The sequence below is a fragment of the Ciceribacter azotifigens genome (assembly GCF_048159625.1).
GTDB lineage: Bacteria > Pseudomonadota > Alphaproteobacteria > Rhizobiales > Rhizobiaceae > Allorhizobium > Allorhizobium azotifigens.
The window spans coordinates 204735-223587 of sequence record NZ_JBLQTA010000004.1; the positions used below are offsets into that span (position 1 = coordinate 204735).

Sequence of the window (18853 nt, forward strand, 5' to 3'; positions counted from 1 at the left end):
GACAGCATCCAGCCGGCGTTTTCGGCGTGCTCCGGGTTGCCACCGCACGGTGCCGGCTCAGTCGTCGCCGTCAAGCATTTCACGAACAGCGACGGCAAGCTGCTTCAGCGAGAACGGCTTCGGCAGGAAGCCGAACTTGGCGTCGGCCGGCAGGTTGCGGGCGAATGCGTCCTCGGCATAACCGGAGACGAAGATGAATTTCAGGTCCGGATACTTCTTGCGCAGTTCCCGAAGCAACGTCGGCCCGTCCATTTCCGGCATGACGACGTCGGAGACGACGATGTCCACGGCGCCGTCGAGCTCGTCCATGATGTCGAGCGCCTCGACACCCGAACCGGCCTCGTGAACCGTGTATCCGCGCGTTTCCAGCATGCGCTTGCCGCCACGCCGCACCGCTTCCTCATCCTCGACGAGGAGTACGACCGCCGACTTGCCGGTGAGGTCGGTCGGCTCAGAGGCTGCCGCCGCCGGACGTGCTTCGGCATCGGCGGCTCCGGCCTCCCCGCCGGCGGGAACGGGAACGATCTCGGCCACGTGCCGCGGCAGGAAGATTCGGAAGGCGGTTCCCTTGCCGACCTCGGATTCCGGATAAATGTAGCCGCCGGACTGCTTGACGATGCCGTAGACCATCGCCAGGCCGAGGCCGGTGCCCTTGCCCACCTCCTTGGTGGTGAAGAAGGGCTCGAAGATCTTCTCCATGATCTCCGGCGCGATGCCGGTTCCGGTGTCGGCCACCTCGACCAGCACAAATTCCTCGGCAGGAAGTTCGCGATAGTGGAAGGCGGCTGCCTCTTCCGCCGAGATGTTGCGGGTGGCGATGGTGATTGTCCCGCCCTGCGGCATGGCATCGCGCGCATTCACGCAGAGATTGATCAGCACCTGCTCGAACTGCGAAAGGTCTGTCTTCACCGGCCACAGGTCGCGGCCGTAATCCACCTCGAGCTTCACCGCCGTACCGGAAATCAGGCGATCCACCAGCATGCGCAGGTCGCCGATGACGTCGGTGAGGTTCAGCACCGACGGCCGCATCGTCTGCTTGCGTGAGAAGGCGAGCAACTGCCGCACCAGCACCGCGGCGCGGTTGGCATTGCGCTTGATCTCCATGAGGTCGGCGAAGCTCGCATCGGAGGGCCGCGCCTGCAGCAGAAGATGATCGGAGGAAAGCAGGATCGCCGTCAGCACGTTGTTGAAGTCGTGGGCAATGCCGCCCGCGAGCGTTCCGACCGCATTCATCTTCTGTGTCTGCGCCATCTGGGTTTCGAGCGCCTTCTGGTCGGTCACGTCGACGGCATAGACGATCGCCGCCTCTTCCGGCGCCTCATCGCTCTGGTCGATGACGGCATTGACATAGAAGCGGAAGTGCCGGTTCTCGTTTTGCGGATGCCGGCTGTCGATCGGCGCGATATCGACCTGGCGGTTCTTCGCGGCGGCAAGCGCCTGGCTGAAGCGCTCGCGTTCGCTCTCGTGGAAGACCACGTCGAGGCTTGCGCCGCGATCGACATCGTCACGGCCGACGAGATCCGAGAAGAGCTTGAGGAACGGCGCGTTGGTCCTCAGAATCCGGCCATCGCCATCGACGGATGCGATCGCCATCGGCGTGTTGTTGAAGAAACGCGTGAAGCGCATCGAGGCGATCGATGCCGACTGGTCACCGCTGTGGTCGTCACGCCGCGCGAGCACGATCGACCGGCTTTCGCCCGGCGCACCGTCACGGGCAGCACGGACGCGATGGATGAGCCGCACCGGCAGGCTCTGGCCGTTGGCGCAACGCAGGTCGAGATCGAAGGTCTCCGTCTTGGTGGAGCCGGGGGCGGCCTGCACTGATTCGATGAGCGCCATCCCCTCGCCCGCGACCAGTTCGGCGACGGTGAGCGAACCCGGAGAGAACTGCGTGAGGTCGATGCCGAGCCATTCGGCGAGCGTTGCATTGAGATAGTAGATCTCGCCCTTTCGCCCGGCCGAGAAGAACCCCGCCGGTGCGTGATCGAGGTAGTCGATCGCGTGCTGCAGTTCCTTGAAGAAGCGCTCCTGGTCCTCTCGTTCCGAGGTGATGTCGGTGATCTGCCAGATCTGCAGTACCTTGGCGCTGTCCTCGAGCGGCAGCAGTCTGGCCTTCAGCCGGTACCAGTGCGCTCCGGAGCCATTGCCGGTCACCGGACCGAGCGGCTTCAGCAGACGAAACTCCTCGTAGCCATCGCGGCCGGAACGCAATCCGTTGGTCAGCCGGTAGAGAGCCTCGCCCGATTCCCGATGGCGCGAGAGCAGAGCCTCGAGCGTCTGGACCTCCGTCGCCTTCCTCGCACCGGTGATCCGCCCGTAGGCCGCGTTGGCGAAGATGATGCGGCCGTTGTCGTCGGTGATCAGTGTGCCTTCGGGCTGACTCGCCAAGAAGCTGCGGGCGAGCGTATCGGACTGCGACTGCGGCATGACGGCGATGAACCCGATCATCGCCGAGACGAGGAAGAATATTCCCATCATCGCCAGCACGCCGAGGATGCCGAGGACGAATTCGTTATCGAGCTGGTTCTTGAAGATTACGAAGGCGATCGCGGCGGCAAGCAGCACGACCGCCAGCACGATGATGCGTATGGCCGCACCGGACCGGCTGCCCCGATCGACCAAGGGCGCATCGCTGTCGCCGGCCTGTTGCAATCTCGTCATGAACGCCTCGTCGTTGCCGCCCCACAACCCGCCGACAGGAGAAGATCGGCAGAATCGGACGTGTATGCCATGTTTAGCAACTTGCAGGGACGGCAAAAAGCTCCGCCCCCCCAGTTTGAGGAGTGCCATACACAGGCAATCCCACAGGAAAGCCGCATTTGACGCAGAACATCCGGCGAGCCGGATTGTTCGGGAGCGCCTGAGGAAGGACGCTGCCGGGTGATCGCATTGCACTGCCGGCGGTCTTCTGTCACAAAGCGGGAAATAAGGAGGGCCGACATGATCGAAGAACTCGTCGCCGCTTACGGCAATCGTTTCCTGGTCGCGGCACTGGGCGTCAGCCTGGCGCTCCTCTGCCTGTTCGTCGTGCTCTGGCTGCTGCGCAAGCGGGCGCCGTCACCCTTCGTGCGCGGCGGACGCAACCGGCAGCCGCGCCTGCAGGTTCTCGATGCGGCAGCGGTCGACGCGCGCCGCCGCCTGGTGCTGGTGCGCCGCGACAATGTCGAGCATCTGGTCATGATCGGCGGACCGACCGACATCGTCATCGAAAGCGGTATCGGCGACGAACGCGCCTACCTGTCTGCGACGCCCGTATCGCCGTCGCAGGCCGTCCCGCTCGCCCACGAAGATCGGCCCGCCGACCGCGAGCCTGTGGCGATTTCCAGACCGGCGGCAGCGATCACCGCCGTCCGTCCCGAGCCCGAACTCCCGGCAAGCAGGCCGGAGCCGGTCGCGGCGCCCATCCGCCGCGAGCCGCCGCGACAGCCTTCGGCACCGGTCAAACCGGTCGCGGAGCCCGTCCGGACCATCGCGGCGGCTGCGACAATCGAGCCGGTGCTGACCAGGACGCCGACGGCGCAGCCGGCTCCGGTCGCGGAGGCCGCACCGGCCGCCGCCCCGCCGAGCCCGGCGCCGATCCAGCCGGCCGTGGGTCCCATGCTCGTCAAGGATGAGGCCACGGTTACGATCGCACCGATGACGACGCGCGAACGGCCGGCGGAGCAAATGACTGCAGCCCCGGCCCCCGTAGCGCCGCAGCCCGAGGTGCCGACGAACCGTCCCCCCGTCACTGCGACCACACCCGCGGAACCGCTCACCGTCACCGCTGCCCAACCGATCGAAGTCACCGCGACGACCGCTCCGACGCAGGACGAGGGTGCTTCCCTCGCCCCGGCCGAGGCGGCGGACATCCTCGAAGCAGCCCGCGGCCGTGTCATGCCGGAATTGGCGGAGACTGCCGCCGCAGAACCGGAACCTGCTCTCGAGCCGCAGCCTTCCCTGGAAGAACCAAAGGTGGACGAGGCGCCCAGACAGCGCGTTCCGAGCGATTTCGAACGGGTTCTGGAAGAAGAGATGGAACGCCATCTCGCGGCAACAGCGACAGCGACGCCGGCGCAGACGGCCGATATTCCGCCCGCGCCCGTAATCAGGCCCGAGCGCCCCGTCGGCGTTCCGCCGGTCGTCGGTGCATCGAAGGTGGAAGTCGCCGGCAACCGCCCGCCCGAAGCCGCTGAAGAGCCGAGCCTGCAGAAGGAAATCGCTCGTATCTTCGGAGAGATGTCGGCGAGCCGCGACGGCTGACTTTCGTGGGGTGGCGCGACCGCCCTGCCCGCGCCGGCCGGCGGCACGACAAAAAAGCCCGCTCCGGGGAGCGGGCTTTGAAATCCGGTTACTCGTCCCGGTAAACCTTCTCGCGTCGCTCGTGGCGCTCCTGCGCCTCGATCGACAGGGTGGCGATGGGACGGGCATCCAGCCGCTTCAGTCCGATCGGCTCACCGGTCTCCTCGCAATACCCGTAGGTGCCATCCTCGATACGCTGCAAGGCCGCGTCGATCTTGGAGATCAGCTTGCGCTGCCGGTCACGCGCGCGAAGCTCGATGGCACGATCCGTTTCGGACGATGCGCGGTCTGCCAGATCGGGGTGGTTGGCACTTTCCTCGGCAAGATGGTCGAGCGTTTCACGGGCTTCACGAAGGATGTCGTTTTTCCAGGCTATGAGCTTTGCGCGGAAGTAGGCCCGTTGGTTCGCGTTCATGAACTCATCATCTTCCGAGAGTACATAATTGCTAAGATCGATCTTCTCACTCAACGCGATTCTCCTGAAGAACATCTCAATGGGCGGCTGTATATCCTTTCACTACAGCGCATTCAAGCCTTACAACCGGCTTTAAACCATTTTTAATTCTGTCATATAATTAAGCTAAACGTCTATTTATTAAGCACTATTTTCGAAAGCGCGGCTCTTGCCGCCGGTCGCTGCCACCCTTCCCCTTGCGTAAGGAAGTACGACGGAAGCCCAGTTGACGGCCATCCCCCAGTGAAGCTAGTCAGGGGCACGCGCAGTCGCAGAAAGCTGAACGGATGACCTCGGTGACGCCCCCCCAAAATCGTATCTACCTTCTGCGGCACGCGAAATCCGGTTGGGCGCAACCGGGCGAGCGCGATTTCGATCGGGCTCTGAGCGACGCCGGTCGCGAGGAGGCTGCAAGCGTCGCCGAACAGGCGATCGAGCGCGGCTACCGGCCCGACCTGATCCTGAGCTCCTCCGCGCGACGCTGCCGCGAGACGGCCGATGCCTTCCGCGGCGCCTATGCGACACGGACCGAGTTCCGGTATCTCGACGAACTCTACAACTGCCCAGCTGACACCTATCTGGATATTCTCGCCGACCTCAAGAATTACGACTCGGTGATGGTGGTCGGGCACAATCCCTCCATCGAGGAGGTGCTGTTCCTGCTCGCCGGCAGCGAGGCCGCCCAGACGGTGGTACCTGAAGGTTTCCCGACGGCCGGCCTTGCCGTCCTCGACCGCGCCGCCGATACCGCACCCGACAGCCGACCGTGGATCCTCCTGGACTTCGTCGACGGCTGATGTTCTTTCCACTGCCCGGCCGGCGAAAGGCCGCGGATATGCAGCACCTCCCTTTCGCCTCGCCTGCAGGATCCCTATATTCGCGCTCGGCCCGTCTTCCGGACGCTCAGCCGAAACCGTGACGCTGCCGCAGGGACATCCGACTTGCCATTCATGACATCCTTCGCCGACGAGGCCGTGATCGCCTTCGACAATCTGGCAGACCGGGCGGCAAACCTCGTCAACCCGTCGATCCGCCTCGGCGTGACCGGTCTCGCCCGCGCCGGCAAGACAGTGTTCATCTCCTCGCTCATCCACAATCTGCTGCATGGCGGCCGCCTGCCGCTTTTCGAACCTTTGCAGTCGGGACGCATCTCTGCGACGAGGCTCGAGCCGCAACCCGACGACGCCGTGCCGCGCTTCCAGTATGAGGATCACATCCGTGCACTCGTGAAGGACCGCATCTGGCCGGATTCCACGCGCGCGATCTCGGAGCTGCGCCTGACGATCGCGTATCAAAGCGCGAGCGGTTGGAACCGGATGTTCTCTCCCGGCCGGCTTTCCGTCGATATCGTCGACTATCCGGGAGAGTGGCTTCTCGATCTGCCGCTGCTCGGCCAGGACTATCGCGCCTTCAGCGCCGCCACAGTGGGGCTTGCACGGACCGGCATCCGCGCGGAACTTTCGCGCGAATGGCTCAAGCGAACGGCAGCGATCGACGTCGACGCACCGGCCGACGAGGCCCTCGCCAGGGAACTCGCCGAACGGTTCACCGCCTATCTCAGGGCCTGCAAGGCGGACGAGCGCTCGCTCTCGACGCTGCCGCCCGGACGCTTCCTGATGCCCGGCGATCTCGACGGCTCGCCTGCCCTCACCTTCGCTCCCCTGCCGGACCTGCCGGACACCAGGGCGCCGAAAGGTTCGCTCCGGGCGATGATGGAGCGCCGCTACGAGGCCTACAAGTCAGTCGTGGTCAAACCCTTCTTCCGCGAACATTTCGCGCGGCTGGACCGCCAGATCGTGTTGGTCGACGCCCTGCAGGCGATCAATCGTGGACCGGAAGCCGTACAGGACCTCGAACGCGCCCTCACCGACGTGCTCGCCTGTTTCCGTGCGGGTTCGAACTCTTTCCTGACGGCACTGGTCCGTCGGCGCATCGACCGGGTGCTCGTCGCCGCGACCAAGGCCGACCACCTGCACCATGAGAGCCACGACCGGCTCGAGGCGATCACCCGCCGTCTCGTCGACCGGGCCACGACCCGCATCGGCATGGCCGGAGCCGGCATCGAGGTGATGGCGATCGCCTCCGTCCGCGCGACGCGCGAAGCGACCGTGAAGCAGAACGGCGACGAGCTGCCTGTGGTGGTCGGAACGCCTATGGCAGGCGAGACCGTCGGCACGGAACGCTTCGACGGCAACCGCAAGACTGCGATCTTCCCGGGCGACCTGCCGGCCGATCCCGAGCGATTCTTCCGCAGCGTGGATGAAGCCGGCCACGGCGCCTATCTGCCGGAACTCAACATCGTGCGCTTCCGTCCGCCGCAGATCGAGGAGACCGGGGGCGGCATCACCCTTTCTGTTCCGCACATAAGGCTCGACCGGGCCATGCAGTTCCTGCTCGGGGATAAACTGGCATGACGAAAAGACCGCCGCCGCATACGCCCGACAACGGGCGCCGTCCCGCCGCTTTCACGGTCGAGCCGCCGGAACAGCCGGCGCGGATACAACCGCAACCGCGAGCGCCCCGAAGCTTCGATCACGAGGTCGCGGTGGTCGTGGACGCGGACGATCCGTTTCTCTCCGCAGACGATCTGTCGGAAATTGCCGCCGCTCCGGTCGCGACGCCGCGGCCGCGGCGCTTTTCCTTTGCAAAGCTGGCGCTCGGCGCCTTCTCGATTCTGATTTCGCTCGCGCTCGGGCTCTGGGTCGACAGTCTCCTGCGCGACCTCTTCACCCGTTCGGACTGGCTCGGCTACGCCGCCCTCGCGGTCCTGGCCGTCGGCCTTGTAGCGCTTGCCGTCGCGGTCGGCCGCGAGATTCTCGGCGTGTGGCGGCTTGATGCCGTCCAGTCGCTGAAGACGGAGGCGGAAGCGGCCGCAGCCGGCACCCGCCCGCGCGCCGCCCGCGCCATCGTAGATCGTCTCGTCAAGCTGGTCGCCGGACGCCCGGAGACGGCCCGTGGGCGTGCAACCCTCGAAGCGACCCGCGAGGACGTCATCGACGCACCGCACCTGATCGCGCTTGCCGAACGCGAATTGCTCGCCCCGCTCGATCTCAAGGCCCGTGCGCTGATCCTCGGAAGCGCCAAGCGCGTCTCGGTCGTGACCGCGGTCAGCCCGCGCGCGGTCGTGGACCTCGCCTACGTCCTGTTCGAGGTCGTCCGCCTGATCCGCGCCATGGCCGAACTCTATGGCGGCCGTCCGGGCGCCTTCGGCATGATGCGGCTCTTCAGGGACGTGCTCGCTCACCTCGCAGTGACCGGATCGATCGCCGTCGGCGACGGCCTCGCACAGCAGATTCTCGGCCACGGGCTTGCCTCGCGGCTCTCGGCCCGGCTCGGCGAAGGGGTCATAAACGGCCTGATGACCGCCCGCATCGGCATTGCCGCCATGGATCTCTGCCGGCCCCTGCCGTTCAAGGCGCTGAAACGTCCCGGCATCGGCGATTTCGTCGCCGACCTTGCTCCCCGCTTGACTTCGGCTCCCGGCGCCCGCAAGGAATAGCCGGACGGTTTCCGACTCCTTTTCCTGCAACAGGGTAAACGGCCCGCGGCCGAGGAAACCAAGCATTAACCATTCTCGCGTTAGATGTCAGACGGGTCCTTCGTTGCTCGTGCCAGGGTGAACCGATGTCGTTTCGTTCTTTCTCCTTTATCGGCTCTCTCGCCGCTCTCACCGTAACCGCCGCAATCCTGTCTGCGCCGCCGGCCGAAGCGGCATCCCGCGACAGGCGTTTCTTCGATTCCGTTTCGGGGATCTGGAAAGGACCGGGTGAAATCGTCGCCGGCAAGTACAAGGGGACCAAATTCACCTGCAACCTGACCGGTATCTCGTCGAGCGGTGAAACCGGCCTCAAGCTCGACGGCACCTGCCGCGTCGGCGTCTTCTCCCAGCCCATGAGCGCGGTCATCACGCAGGTCGGCAACACCTATCAGGGCAAGTTCCTCGATGGCGCCGATGGCAAGGGCCTCGACATCGTTTCGGGCACGGTCAGCGGCGACAAGGTCGTCATGGGCATCAACCGCGCCAAGCTGAACGGCGCCATGGTCGCCCGCGTGCAGAACGAGACGGCGATGAACATCACCATCTCGGTCAAGGTCGAGGATCGCATGATCCCCGTCATTGGCCTTTCGCTCAACCGCGAAATGGACGCCGACGCCTCCGCCTCGCTCAAGAAGTAACTAACGCCACCATTCGCCGTCGTCGCTGGCAGTCGTGATACCGGTCCTGTCGCTCTCTTTGAGCCAGGCTGCGACTGAACGTCCATAGACGAGCATCGATGCTGCGATGTCGGCGAGCGGCATCAGCACGAAGGCTCGCTCGGTCATCCGCGGATGCGGGATCTCGAGCCGGTCCGTCCGGGATTCGACCCCGTCATAGGTCAGCACGTCCATGTCGATCGTCCGCGGCCCCCAGCGCTCGATCCGCACCCGCTTCATCTCGCGTTCGATATCGAGGCAGGCGTCCAGCAGCGCCTCCGGCGAAAGCCTCGTCTCGACCGCGGCGCAGGCGTTGTAGAAGTCCGCCTGGTCCGTCTTGCCCCAGGGCGGCGTGCGGTAGAGACGGGAGACCGCAACCACGCGGCAGTCGTCTCGGGCATCGAGCCTCTGCAGCGCAGCCGCCATCGCCGCCACCGGATCGCCGATGTTGCCGCCGAGCCCGAGGGTCGCCCGATGCCATTCCAACCTGTCGCTATTCACCGTTCACCCGCCTTCACCTGCCGCTCTGCCTCCAGAATGGCATCTGTCACGGCGAGCATGTCCCTGTTGATCGCGACATTATGGACGCGGAAAACGGCCGCCCCCTTCATGCGGAGCAGCACCGTCGTCGCCGCGGTCGCCGGGTCACGCTCCGGCGTGCTGCGGCCGGTGATCGTCCCGAGGAACCGCTTGCGCGAGGTGCCGACGAGAAGCGGCAGCCCGAAAGCCTTCAGTTCATCGAGGCGGGCCATGAGCTCGACATTCTCCGCTTCGGTTTCCTTGGCGAAGCCGAAGCCCGGATCGAGGACGATCGCACCGCGGGCGATACCGGCAGTCTCGGCGATCTCCAGAGAGCGATTGAGAAAAACGAACTGGTCCTCGATCATGTCGGGCAGCTTCTCGCGACCGCGGCCGGTGTGCATGATGCAGAGCCCTGCCCCCGTCTCCGCCGCCACCTTTGCGATGTCCGGCTCCCGCTGCAGTCCGTGCACGTCGTTGACGATATGGGCGCCGGCGGTAATCGCGAGCCGCGCCGTCTCCGCGCGATAGGTGTCGACCGAAATCAGCGCGTCGCTCTCGCGCACCAGCCGCTCGATGACCGGAAGAATGCGGTCCTGCTCCTCGGCGGGCGAGACTTCGGCAGCGCCGGGCCGGGTGGACTCTCCGCCGATGTCGAGAATGTCCGCCCCCTCCTCGAGGCACCGCAAACCGTGGGCGACCGCGCTTTCGGCACCGAAATGCTGGCCGCCGTCGGAGAAGGAGTCCGGCGTCACGTTGACGATCGCCATCAATCGTCCGCGCGAGAGATCGAGGCGCCGCCCGTGGGCGAGAAGCCAGTCCGTCTTGCCTGCCTGCACCGTCACGACGAATCCTCCCGAAGCGAAAAAAGATACCTATCTGATATTGCACTTGCCGGGGCGATGCCCCAAGGTCCTATGGAATACAACATAGCGGATATCCAGCATGAAGATTGCGCGCCGCCCCCGGTATATCGTTTCCGCCGCGGCAATCCTCGCCCTCCTGAGCAGCCAGGCGACCGCCGAGACGATCGTCCACAAGACTGTCAGCTACTTCCAGATCGGCGGCACGACCGCACAGGATCTCGACCGCGAACTGGAGCGGCGAGGTCCCTATACGATGTCGACGGGCGCCCGCCATCCCGGCGCCACGCGCATCCGTTTCGGCGGAGACGTGACCTATGTCGAGTCCGACGGCCGCTGCCGCGTCGGCTCCGCGAAGGTGACGCTGAAGACGCAGCTCGTGCTGCCGAAATGGAAAAACCGCAAGCGTGCCGGAAAGGACCTCGCGCTGATCTGGGATGCGCTCTCCAGTGACATTCGCCGGCACGAAGAACGGCACGCCGAAATCGCGCGCCAATACGCGCGCAAGCTGGAGACCAGCCTCAAGGGGCTGCGCCCGCAACGCGAGTGCCTGGCCATGGAGATCAAGGTCGCCGAAACCACCAGCCGGATCATCGATGCGCACGACAAGGATCAGATGCGCTTCGACCGTGTCGAGGCGGCGAATTTCGAGAAGCGGATGATTCGCATCCTCAACTACCGATCGAAACGGAACCCCTGACGGTTCGCGCCGTCGACCCGTCCTCCACTGTCCCGAAAGATCCGCCTTTCCCCATCAAACTTGAGTGGAACTCGCGTTCGCGCCTGTGAATAACCAGCTATTTCTAGCAGTAGAACTTGCTAAAGAACGGAATTATACGTGTGATTAAAGAGAGTTCATCCGGCCAGAGTCGGATCTCTCAGGTTCTCCCCGGCGCATCTTCGGGTAGCAGGTGTCTCCTCCCTCGCCTGTTGGCGGTGCGCCCTCCTCGCCTCGCTCCTCGACGAGCGAGGCTTTTTTTTGCCTGCTCTCAGCCCTGACGCTCCGGAACCTTGACGACGAGACCGTCCAGCGCCGGCGTCACCTTGATCTGACAGGAGAGGCGCGAGTTGGGCTGCACGTCGACGGCGAAATCGAGCATGTCCTCCTCCATGGCCGAGGGTGCGCCGACCGCGTCGGTCCAGGCCTCATCGACATAGACGTGACAGGTCGCGCAGGCACAGGCGCCACCGCATTCGGCCTCGATGCCCGGGACGGAGTTGCGTACCGCGTTCTCCATCACGGTGGAGCCGTCGGCGGCGTCGATCTCGAAACGTGTGCCGTCGAACGCGATGATATTCAGGTTGGTCATGAGGGCATCCAGAAAGGCTAGTGAAAGACGGCCGAAGTCATTCACGAAAAAGTCCGGGCAGTCAACATTTTCGCCCGCCGGGACAACCGGCTTCACGGGACTGTGTGTCGCACGGGCAAGGTATCGCCGCTGGCGCGAGCTGCCAGCCGCCCCCCCCTCAGCGGCAGAGACCAGAGACGAAGTTCTCCGCCTCGAGGACGCACGAATAGACGGACTTGATCGCATCTGGATCCGTTCCGTCTCTCTCGACCGCCTCCGCCGTCGCCGACAGTGCGAACGCGCCGACGGCCAGGGCCGTCGCCCTCAGCCCTGCCGCCGCCGTCCTGTTGGCCGCGGCGTCACCACCAGGCACCAGCGATCGCAGGCAGTGCCGCACCTGGCTGACGAAGGCCTGCAGGATCTCCATCTCTGCCGCGCGGTCGGCGTGCGTGCGCGCTGCCAGATAGACGAGATCGACGGGCCTTGCCCGCGACCGGCATTGTTCGCCCACCGATGCTTCGTCCGGGGAGACTTGGGATATCTTCCTGCTGGTCTTTGCCATCCTGGCCACCTCCGTGCTCCAATCCGGTGACGATCCTCGGTTGAAATTGGGCGCTATCCGTTTAAGACGGCGCCCGTTTGGCGGGAAAACCTGTCGCTATGGTTAACAGCACCTAAATGCCCGGCATTACAGGTTTTTCACATGCACAATCCGTAAAATAACTGTTAACAACAACAAGCTGTCCTGGGGATGCCGAGGCCGGTTAATTGTAACGCATACCCGAATGTGTCACTACGATACGGATATGAGGGGCATAGGCTGCAAAGCTTTGCCCGGAGGTCGGATGATGATAAGGAAGCTTTTCATCGGCGCTTGAAGAAGCGGGCATTCCGGCCTTGTTTGCAAGGGGATTTCCCGTGGCGTGGCGGCAGCGGGAAAGTCCCGAGTTCGGCCGATCGGCAGCCCCGAGCATTGTTGCGAGGGTAAGGCGACCAGATCGGCTTAGTATGCGTAGCGAGGCGTAATCCTATGGCGAACAAGAAGACCAACGAGTCGATTGACGAAAGCGCCTTTCAGGCTCTCGAAGCGGCACTGCGGATCGATTTCGACGAGGAAGAACTCTCGTCGCCGCAGGTTGCCAAGGCGCCTGACGCTCAGGAGAGCAAAGTGTCCGGCAAGCCCCAACAGCAGCGCCCCACCCCCGCCCCCGCCAGAAAGACGGCACGTCCGGCGGACTTCGGCTCCGAGACGGCACCGAGGTCGCCGGTGTTCGAGCCGGCCAACGACGCCTCGCGCCGCAGCCCGACGATGGTCATGAAGTCGCTCGAAGGCGCCTCCATGCGCGGGGCGCTGCGCAATGCCGCGATCGTCTCGGCCCTCTGGGTCGTTGGAGCACTCGGCCTGGCGCAACTTCTCTACGGCGAGCAGATCTGGAACGCCGCCGGCACGTCGGCGGTTCCCGGCCTTGTCGCCATTTTCCTCGGAACGGTCATCCCCGTCCTGCTCATCTTCGCCTTCTCGATCATGATGGCGCGCGCCCGCGACCTGCGCAACGCTGCCCGTTCGATGGCGGAAGTCGCCCTCCGCCTCTCCGAGCCGGAAACGATCGCCTCCGAGCGCATCATGACGGTCGGCCAGGCCGTTCGCCGGGAAGTCTCGGCTATGAACGAGGGCATCGAACGGACGATCGCACGGGCGACCGAACTCGAAACGCTTGTCCACTCAGAGGTGACGGCGCTCGAGCGCAGCTATACCGACAACGAACTGCGGGTACGCGGCCTCGTCCAGGAGTTGAGCGCTGAACGCGATGCGATCGTCAACCACGCCGAGCGCATCCGCAGTTCGATCGTCGGCGCCCATGAACAGCTGAAGGAAGAGCTGTCGCTGGCGACGGAGGAGATTTCCGTCCGGCTCGCGACCTCCGGCGAGGCCTTCGCGTCGCTGATCGACACCCGCGCCGCGGCGCTGATGGAAAAATCCGACGCGGCCGCGACGTCGCTCGGAACGCTTCTTTCGAACAAGACTGAAAACCTCGTCCAGACGCTGTCCGCCTCCGGCATTTCGCTGGCCAGCGAGTTCGACACGCGCCTGCAGCAGTTGACCAGCACGCTCGCGCAGCGCGGCCAGGACCTGCTCGGCGAATTCGAGACGCGCGCCTCGTCGCTCGACACCAATACCGAGAAGCTGAACGCCGCCCTCAACGAACGCGCCCGCCAGCTCAACGAAACACTGGTCGAACGCACCCGCGAGATCGCCGAGAGCCTCACGAGCGGCGAGCGCGGCATCACCGGCTCGCTCGACGAAGTTCTCAGCAAGCTCAACACCACGCTCGACGAGAAGGGTGCGAGCTTCCGCCGGAGCCTGCAGTCCAGCGCCGACGATGCCATCGTCGACCTCGACCTGCGCTCGGGCCTTTTCGAAGACCGCCTCCAGGCCACTGTCGGCCAGATCAACGCGGCCTTCGACGAACGCGTCGCGGAATTTGCGAGCGCCTTCGACCAGCGCGCCGGCAGCCTCGACAGCAAGCTCATGGAGAGCCTCGCACGGATCAACGAGACCGTCAGCGGCGGCACGGATGCGATCGACGGCATTCTCACTTCCAGCATCGAGCGCCTCGGCTCGACCCTGACGGATCAGTCCTTCGCGCTCGCGACTGCGATCGGCACGGGTCAGGAACTGATGGACGATGCCCTGGCCGGCCGCGCCAAGGAAATCGCCGACGCCTTGGCCAGCAAGGCCCAGGCGCTCGACGAGACGCTGAAGGCCGCCCAGAGCCGGATCGACGCGATCATGGAAGAGCGCAGCGGCGCACTCTACAATGCGCTCGCCTCGAACCAGACGCGTTTCGAAGACACGCTTTCGAGCCGCACGGAATCCGTCATCAATGCCCTCGCCGGCAACCAGGATCGCTTTGCCGAAACCCTGGAAAACCGCAGCCGCGAAATTGCCGAAGCGCTCTCTGAAGGCCAGCAGCGTCTCGACCAGGTCCTCGACGGCCGCGCCGAGACACTCGTCGAGGCGATCTCCGGCACGGAGAACCGCCTTGCCTCCACGCTGGAGGACAAGACGCACCAGATCGCCGCGGCCCTGTCGGAAGGTCATCTGCGGCTCGACCAGACGCTCTCGGGCCGGGCGGACGCCATCATCGAGACGATCTCCGGCACCGAAGACCGTCTTTCGGGCGTTCTCGATCGCAGAGCGGCAGCGATCGTCGAAGCGGTGGCCGATGCGGACCGGCAGATCGAGGCAGCATTCGCGGACAAGAGCGAAGCGATCCGCAGCGCCTACGCCGACAACCAGCAACGGCTCGACGAGTCCCTTGCGCGCCATGCCGAGCGTCTGTCCTCCACCCTCGACGGCGGCAGCAGCCGCGTTGAACGCACGATCGAGGACGGTGCTTCCCGCATCGCTGACAGCGTTGCTGCTGGCGTGGCGCGGCTCGACGACTCCCTCGGCGAGAACCACGACCGCATTCGGGCAACCCTCGAGGACCGGACCAACTCGATCAGCCTCACCCTGCGCGAGGCGCGCGAGCAGATCGAGAACACGCTAGCCGAACAGGGCACCTCTTTCGGTGCTTCCATCGCGGCGAGCACCGGCATGCTGGAGATGTCGCTGGAGGAGCAGGAAGCATCCCTGCGCCGCACCATCGATGAAAGCGGCAAAGCGCTGGAAGAGCGGCTACGCGGGACGGCGGGATCGATCGCGGGCCAGCTCAGCGAGGCCGCGGGAGAAATCACCAGGACGGCAGGCGACTTCTCCGACCGCGTCGAACGCTCGGTCGGCGGCATGACCACCCGTCTCGACGAGACCAGCAACAAGATCGAGACCAGCCTCGGCACGCTCGAGGACCGCATCCGCGACGGCCTCGACGGTGTCGACAGCCGCGTCGGCGATGCCGGCGAGAAGTTCGCGGCACGCCTCTCGGAAAAGATCGAGGACATGGAGCGGGTCGGTTCTGAGGCCGCCGAACGCGTGTCTCGCGTTCTGGAAGAAGGCACGAACCGCGTCGCCGAATCCTTTGACAGCCGCACCGCGATCATCGACGACCGCCTGTCGACCATGGACCGCGCGCTCAACATCGGTCTCGATGCGGTCAACCGGACGATCGAAGGCAAGGCAGCCGGGCTTGCCGCCGCGCTGCGCAGCGCCGTCGGTGAGGCTGCTCAGACACTCGACACGGAAGCCATGCGTTCCGTCGAACTGCTGAACCGCTCCGGCGCCGATTTCGCCGACCGGATCGGGGCACGCAGCGCCGAGTTCAGCCGTGCGGTCGAGGAACGCTCGGAAGACCTCGCGAATCGTATCGAGGAGACCCAGAACCGCCTCGCCGGACAGGCCGCGTCGGTCGCCCGCACCTTCTCCGAGGCAGGCGATGCGATCGCCGGCAAGATCGCAGAGGCCGAAGCGATCGTCGACACGCGTATCGCTTCGCTCACCGGCACGCTCGCCGATGCGAGCAGCACGCTCGAAGCGCGCGCGGCCGCCATCCGTGAAGCCCTTGCCGGGAACACCGAAGAACTCGCGACCACGATGGAGTCGGTCGACAAGGCGCTCGAAGCACGCGGCAACGCGATCCGCACCGTTCTCGACGAGCGGACCCGCGAACTTAACTCCATGCTCGCCGGCCGCTCTGCCGAGCTGTCGCGGATCATCGACGAGAAGGCCCTGCCGGTCATCGCGAGCTATGCCGAAACCGGGCGCGTCGCCGCCGAGCAGATCACCGAGGCCGCTCGCGAGAGCGCCGAACGGCTGCGTGCAGAAAACGGCGCGGTGCTCGATGCCCTGACCGAACGCGCGGAACATGCCGCCCAGGCGCTTGGCGCCGTCGAGGCAAGCCTTGCCGAAAAGGCAGGTACGCTTATCGAGCGGCTTGCCGAGAGCAATTCCGGACTCACGGAAATGGTCGAGCAGGCAGCGTCGAACATCGCTGCCGCCGACGAGCGCTTCGGCCAGACGACGGCTCGCTTTGCCGACACGACGGCCCAGGCCGCCGACCTCCTGCAGACCTCGAGCCGCCTTCTCGAAGGCAAGCTCGAAAAGCTCGCCTCCGTCTCCGACCAGACCTTGTCCCAGGTCTCTTCGATCGTTGGCCGCTTCGGCGAACACTCCAAGGTACTGAGCCAGGCCTCCGAGCTTCTCGGTGCGGCGCAGTCGAACCTCGTCGGCACGCTGGAGGAACGTCAGCAGTCGCTGCGCGACCTCGCAGTCGGGCTCGTCAAGCGTTCGGAGGAGATCGAGACGACGATGCGCGGCCTCGGCTCCATGGTCGAGTCCGCTTTCGAGCGGGCCGAACAGCGCTCCGGCCAGGTTGCAGGCAATCTGCGCCAGAGCATCCAGTCCTCCTTCGTCGACATCGGCAAGATTCTCTCCGACACCGAGAAGCAAGCCCAGTCGACCGCCACCAACATGCGCGACGCGCTGCTCTCGGCCGGCGAGGAAGCCAACAAGTCGATTGAGAAGACGCTCTCGGAAGCCGAACAGCGCTCCGGCGAGTTGGCCAATCGCCTGCGGGGAGGCCTCTCCGCCTCGCTCGGCGATGTCGAGCGACTGCTCGGCGAAGCCGGCCGCAAGTCCGACGGTGCCGCCAACCACCTGCGGGAAGTCATGCGCGAGGCGGTCGAGGAGGCGGTTACCCGTTTCTCCGGCGCCACCGACGAGATCCGTCGCTCGGCCCAGGAAATCCGCAAGGAACTCGATGCGACCCGCGGCGAACTGAAGCGCGGTGCTTTCGATCTTCCGGAGGAAGCCAAGGAGAGCGCGGCTGCGATGCGCCGCGCGGTCGCCGAACAGATCAAGGCGCTGCAGGATATTTCGCAGCTTGTCGGGCGCTCCACCCAGCAACTCGAGATCGCCGAACCCGTCGCCCGCAAGCCGGCGGAGACCCGTCCGGCCGAACCGCCGCGGAAGGCCGCCGTCCCTGCTGCCGCCCCCGCCGTGGTTCCCGGCCCGCAACCGGTGCCCGCCCGGCCGGTCGAGACCCCCGCCCTTCGTGGCAGCTTCGGGCTTGAGCAGAAGGCCGCCGTGTCGACGACACCGGCGCGACAGGAGACTGGCGGCTGGATCAGCGACCTGCTTCGTGGCGCCTCGCGCGAAGAACAGGAGCCGAACGGTCCGCAAGGCCGTGCCGCCCAGCCCAAGGCGACCGAACCCGCACCGCGGGCCACCGATGGCCGCAATCCGCGCCACATGGTGGAATCGCTGAACTCGCTGTCGGTCGACATCGCCCGCGCCATCGACCACGACGCTTCGGTCGAGCTGTGGCGGCGCTACCAGCGCGGCGAGCGCGACGTCTTCACCCGTCGGCTCTATACGCTGAAGGGTCAGCAGACCTTCGACGAGATCAAGCGCAAATACGACCGCGAGCCGGAATTCCGCGTCGCCGTCGACCGCTACATCGCCGATTTCGAGAAGCTGCTCGCAGATGTTGCCCGCACTGACCGCGACAAGACGGTGACGCAGTCCTATCTGACCTCGGACACCGGCAAGGTCTACACGATGCTCGCCCACGCCGCCGGCCGCTTCGGCTGAACGGCACGAGGACGCGACAAACGAAGAGCCCCGGAATGGTGACCGCCATTCCGGGGCTTCCTCGTTTCTAGCGAATGAAAGTGCGTCAGAGCAGCGTCAGCGTCCAGGCGACCATTTCGCCGGTGACCTCGGCAAAGGCACGGTCGAGCGCGCGGACATAGGACGGGCTCGACGATCCCGCAGCGGGAACGCTGGCGGAAAACACCCTCTGTGCCCTGACGGTGCCGTTGCGGTCGTCGACGAGCTTAAGCGATATCTCGACGACGGCGCGGTCGCTGCCGGTCGTGTCGATCTCGAAGGCACGGATGTCGGTGACGAGCTGATAGTCGATCGCGAGCCCCTGCCCCGGCTTGCCGACGCCGCCGATCCGGCCGGTATTCTCGAAGGCCTCGACGAGCTTCGACTGCACCATTCGCGGCAGCCGGTCGCTCCACTGCGATTTGGCGAGATACTGGATTTCGGAGGGCGAGACCCGAACCATGATCTGGTCGCTGTCCAGCGCCTTCAGCGCCGAGGGATCGGCAATCAGGATCTGGCGCTTTTTCGCCTGGGCCTTCGTCTCGACGGTCGCCGCCACCGAGAGATCGAACGTGTCGTTCTTCGCCGGCGCGGTTCCGCACCCCGCAAGCCCCAAACCCATCACAGGCAGAAGCGCCACGCCCCACAGGAGGCGCCGTCTGCGCAAATCGAATTCCGATTCTCCCATGCCCACCTTGTCCCT

General features: G+C 65.3%; 14 protein-coding genes. 7 read left to right on the top strand and 7 right to left on the bottom strand.

Annotated features, from left to right (window positions below; all coding sequences use genetic code 11):
- Window positions 1-57: 57 nt before the first annotated feature.
- The gene (gene cckA, locus ACM6UT_RS08365) at window positions 58-2661 is read right to left on the bottom strand and encodes a cell cycle histidine kinase CckA (protein WP_416796887.1); all 2604 of its coding nucleotides are present in this window, start codon (window positions 2659-2661) and stop codon (window positions 58-60) included.
- A gap of 279 nt (window positions 2662-2940) precedes the next feature.
- On the opposite strand from cckA, the gene ACM6UT_RS08370 reads away from it, so the two are divergent.
- Entirely contained in the window at window positions 2941-4242 is a 1302-nt protein-coding gene (locus tag ACM6UT_RS08370) for a flagellar biosynthetic protein FliO (RefSeq protein WP_416796888.1), read from the top strand.
- A gap of 88 nt (window positions 4243-4330) precedes the next feature.
- On the opposite strand, the gene dksA is transcribed toward ACM6UT_RS08370, so the two are convergent.
- Complete coding sequence (gene dksA, locus ACM6UT_RS08375; RefSeq protein WP_112685083.1) at window positions 4331-4750, bottom strand: RNA polymerase-binding protein DksA; 420 nt, start codon at window positions 4748-4750, stop codon at window positions 4331-4333.
- Window positions 4751-5022: 272 nt separating this feature from the next.
- Between dksA and ACM6UT_RS08380 the strand changes: the two genes are divergently transcribed.
- The 4 genes from ACM6UT_RS08380 (at window position 5023) to ACM6UT_RS08395 (ending at window position 8911) form a co-directional block, all read left to right on the top strand.
- Window positions 5023-5532 (top strand): SixA phosphatase family protein, encoded by a 510-nt coding sequence (locus ACM6UT_RS08380; RefSeq protein ID WP_416796889.1) that lies wholly within the window; start codon window positions 5023-5025, stop codon window positions 5530-5532.
- Window positions 5533-5685: 153 nt separating this feature from the next.
- On the top strand, window positions 5686-7149 hold the full coding sequence (locus ACM6UT_RS08385; RefSeq protein ID WP_416797082.1) for a YcjX family GTP-binding protein: 1464 nt from the start codon (window positions 5686-5688) through the stop codon (window positions 7147-7149).
- Window positions 7146-8234, top strand: a complete 1089-nt coding sequence (locus ACM6UT_RS08390; protein WP_416796890.1) for a YcjF family protein — start codon at window positions 7146-7148, stop codon at window positions 8232-8234. Before ACM6UT_RS08385 ends, ACM6UT_RS08390 begins: the two co-directional genes overlap by 4 nt.
- Window positions 8235-8359: 125 nt before the next feature.
- A complete protein-coding gene (locus tag ACM6UT_RS08395; RefSeq protein WP_416796891.1) occupies window positions 8360-8911 on the top strand; it encodes a hypothetical protein in 552 nt (183 codons plus the stop codon).
- On the opposite strand, the gene folK is transcribed toward ACM6UT_RS08395, so the two are convergent.
- Both folK and folP read right to left on the bottom strand, forming a co-directional pair.
- The gene (gene folK / locus ACM6UT_RS08400; protein ID WP_416797083.1) at window positions 8912-9355 is read right to left on the bottom strand and encodes a 2-amino-4-hydroxy-6-hydroxymethyldihydropteridine diphosphokinase; all 444 of its coding nucleotides are present in this window, start codon (window positions 9353-9355) and stop codon (window positions 8912-8914) included.
- Between the two features lie 71 nt (window positions 9356-9426).
- Complete coding sequence (gene folP / locus ACM6UT_RS08405) at window positions 9427-10293, bottom strand: dihydropteroate synthase (protein ID WP_416796892.1); 867 nt, start codon at window positions 10291-10293, stop codon at window positions 9427-9429.
- A 100-nt stretch (window positions 10294-10393) separates the two neighbouring features.
- Here folP and ACM6UT_RS08410 point away from each other — a divergent pair, with 100 nt between their 5' ends.
- Window positions 10394-11011, top strand: a complete 618-nt coding sequence (locus tag ACM6UT_RS08410; RefSeq protein ID WP_416796893.1) for a DUF922 domain-containing Zn-dependent protease — start codon at window positions 10394-10396, stop codon at window positions 11009-11011.
- 289 nt (window positions 11012-11300) lie between these two features.
- On the opposite strand, the gene ACM6UT_RS08415 is transcribed toward ACM6UT_RS08410, so the two are convergent.
- On the bottom strand, window positions 11301-11621 hold the full coding sequence (locus ACM6UT_RS08415) for a 2Fe-2S iron-sulfur cluster-binding protein (RefSeq protein WP_416796894.1): 321 nt from the start codon (window positions 11619-11621) through the stop codon (window positions 11301-11303).
- Window positions 11622-11778: 157 nt separating this feature from the next.
- Window positions 11779-12162, bottom strand: a complete 384-nt coding sequence (locus ACM6UT_RS08420; RefSeq protein WP_416796895.1) for an Hpt domain-containing protein — start codon at window positions 12160-12162, stop codon at window positions 11779-11781.
- Window positions 12163-12630: 468 nt separating this feature from the next.
- Here ACM6UT_RS08420 and ACM6UT_RS08425 point away from each other — a divergent pair, with 468 nt between their 5' ends.
- Window positions 12631-18132 (top strand): apolipoprotein A-IV repeat region-like domain-containing protein, encoded by a 5502-nt coding sequence (locus tag ACM6UT_RS08425; RefSeq protein WP_416796896.1) that lies wholly within the window; start codon window positions 12631-12633, stop codon window positions 18130-18132.
- Window positions 18133-18217: 85 nt separating this feature from the next.
- Here the strand turns inward: ACM6UT_RS08425 and ACM6UT_RS08430 are convergent, their stop codons facing one another.
- Entirely contained in the window at window positions 18218-18838 is a 621-nt protein-coding gene (locus ACM6UT_RS08430; protein WP_416796897.1) for an ABC-type transport auxiliary lipoprotein family protein, read from the bottom strand.
- Window positions 18839-18853 lie beyond the last annotated feature (15 nt).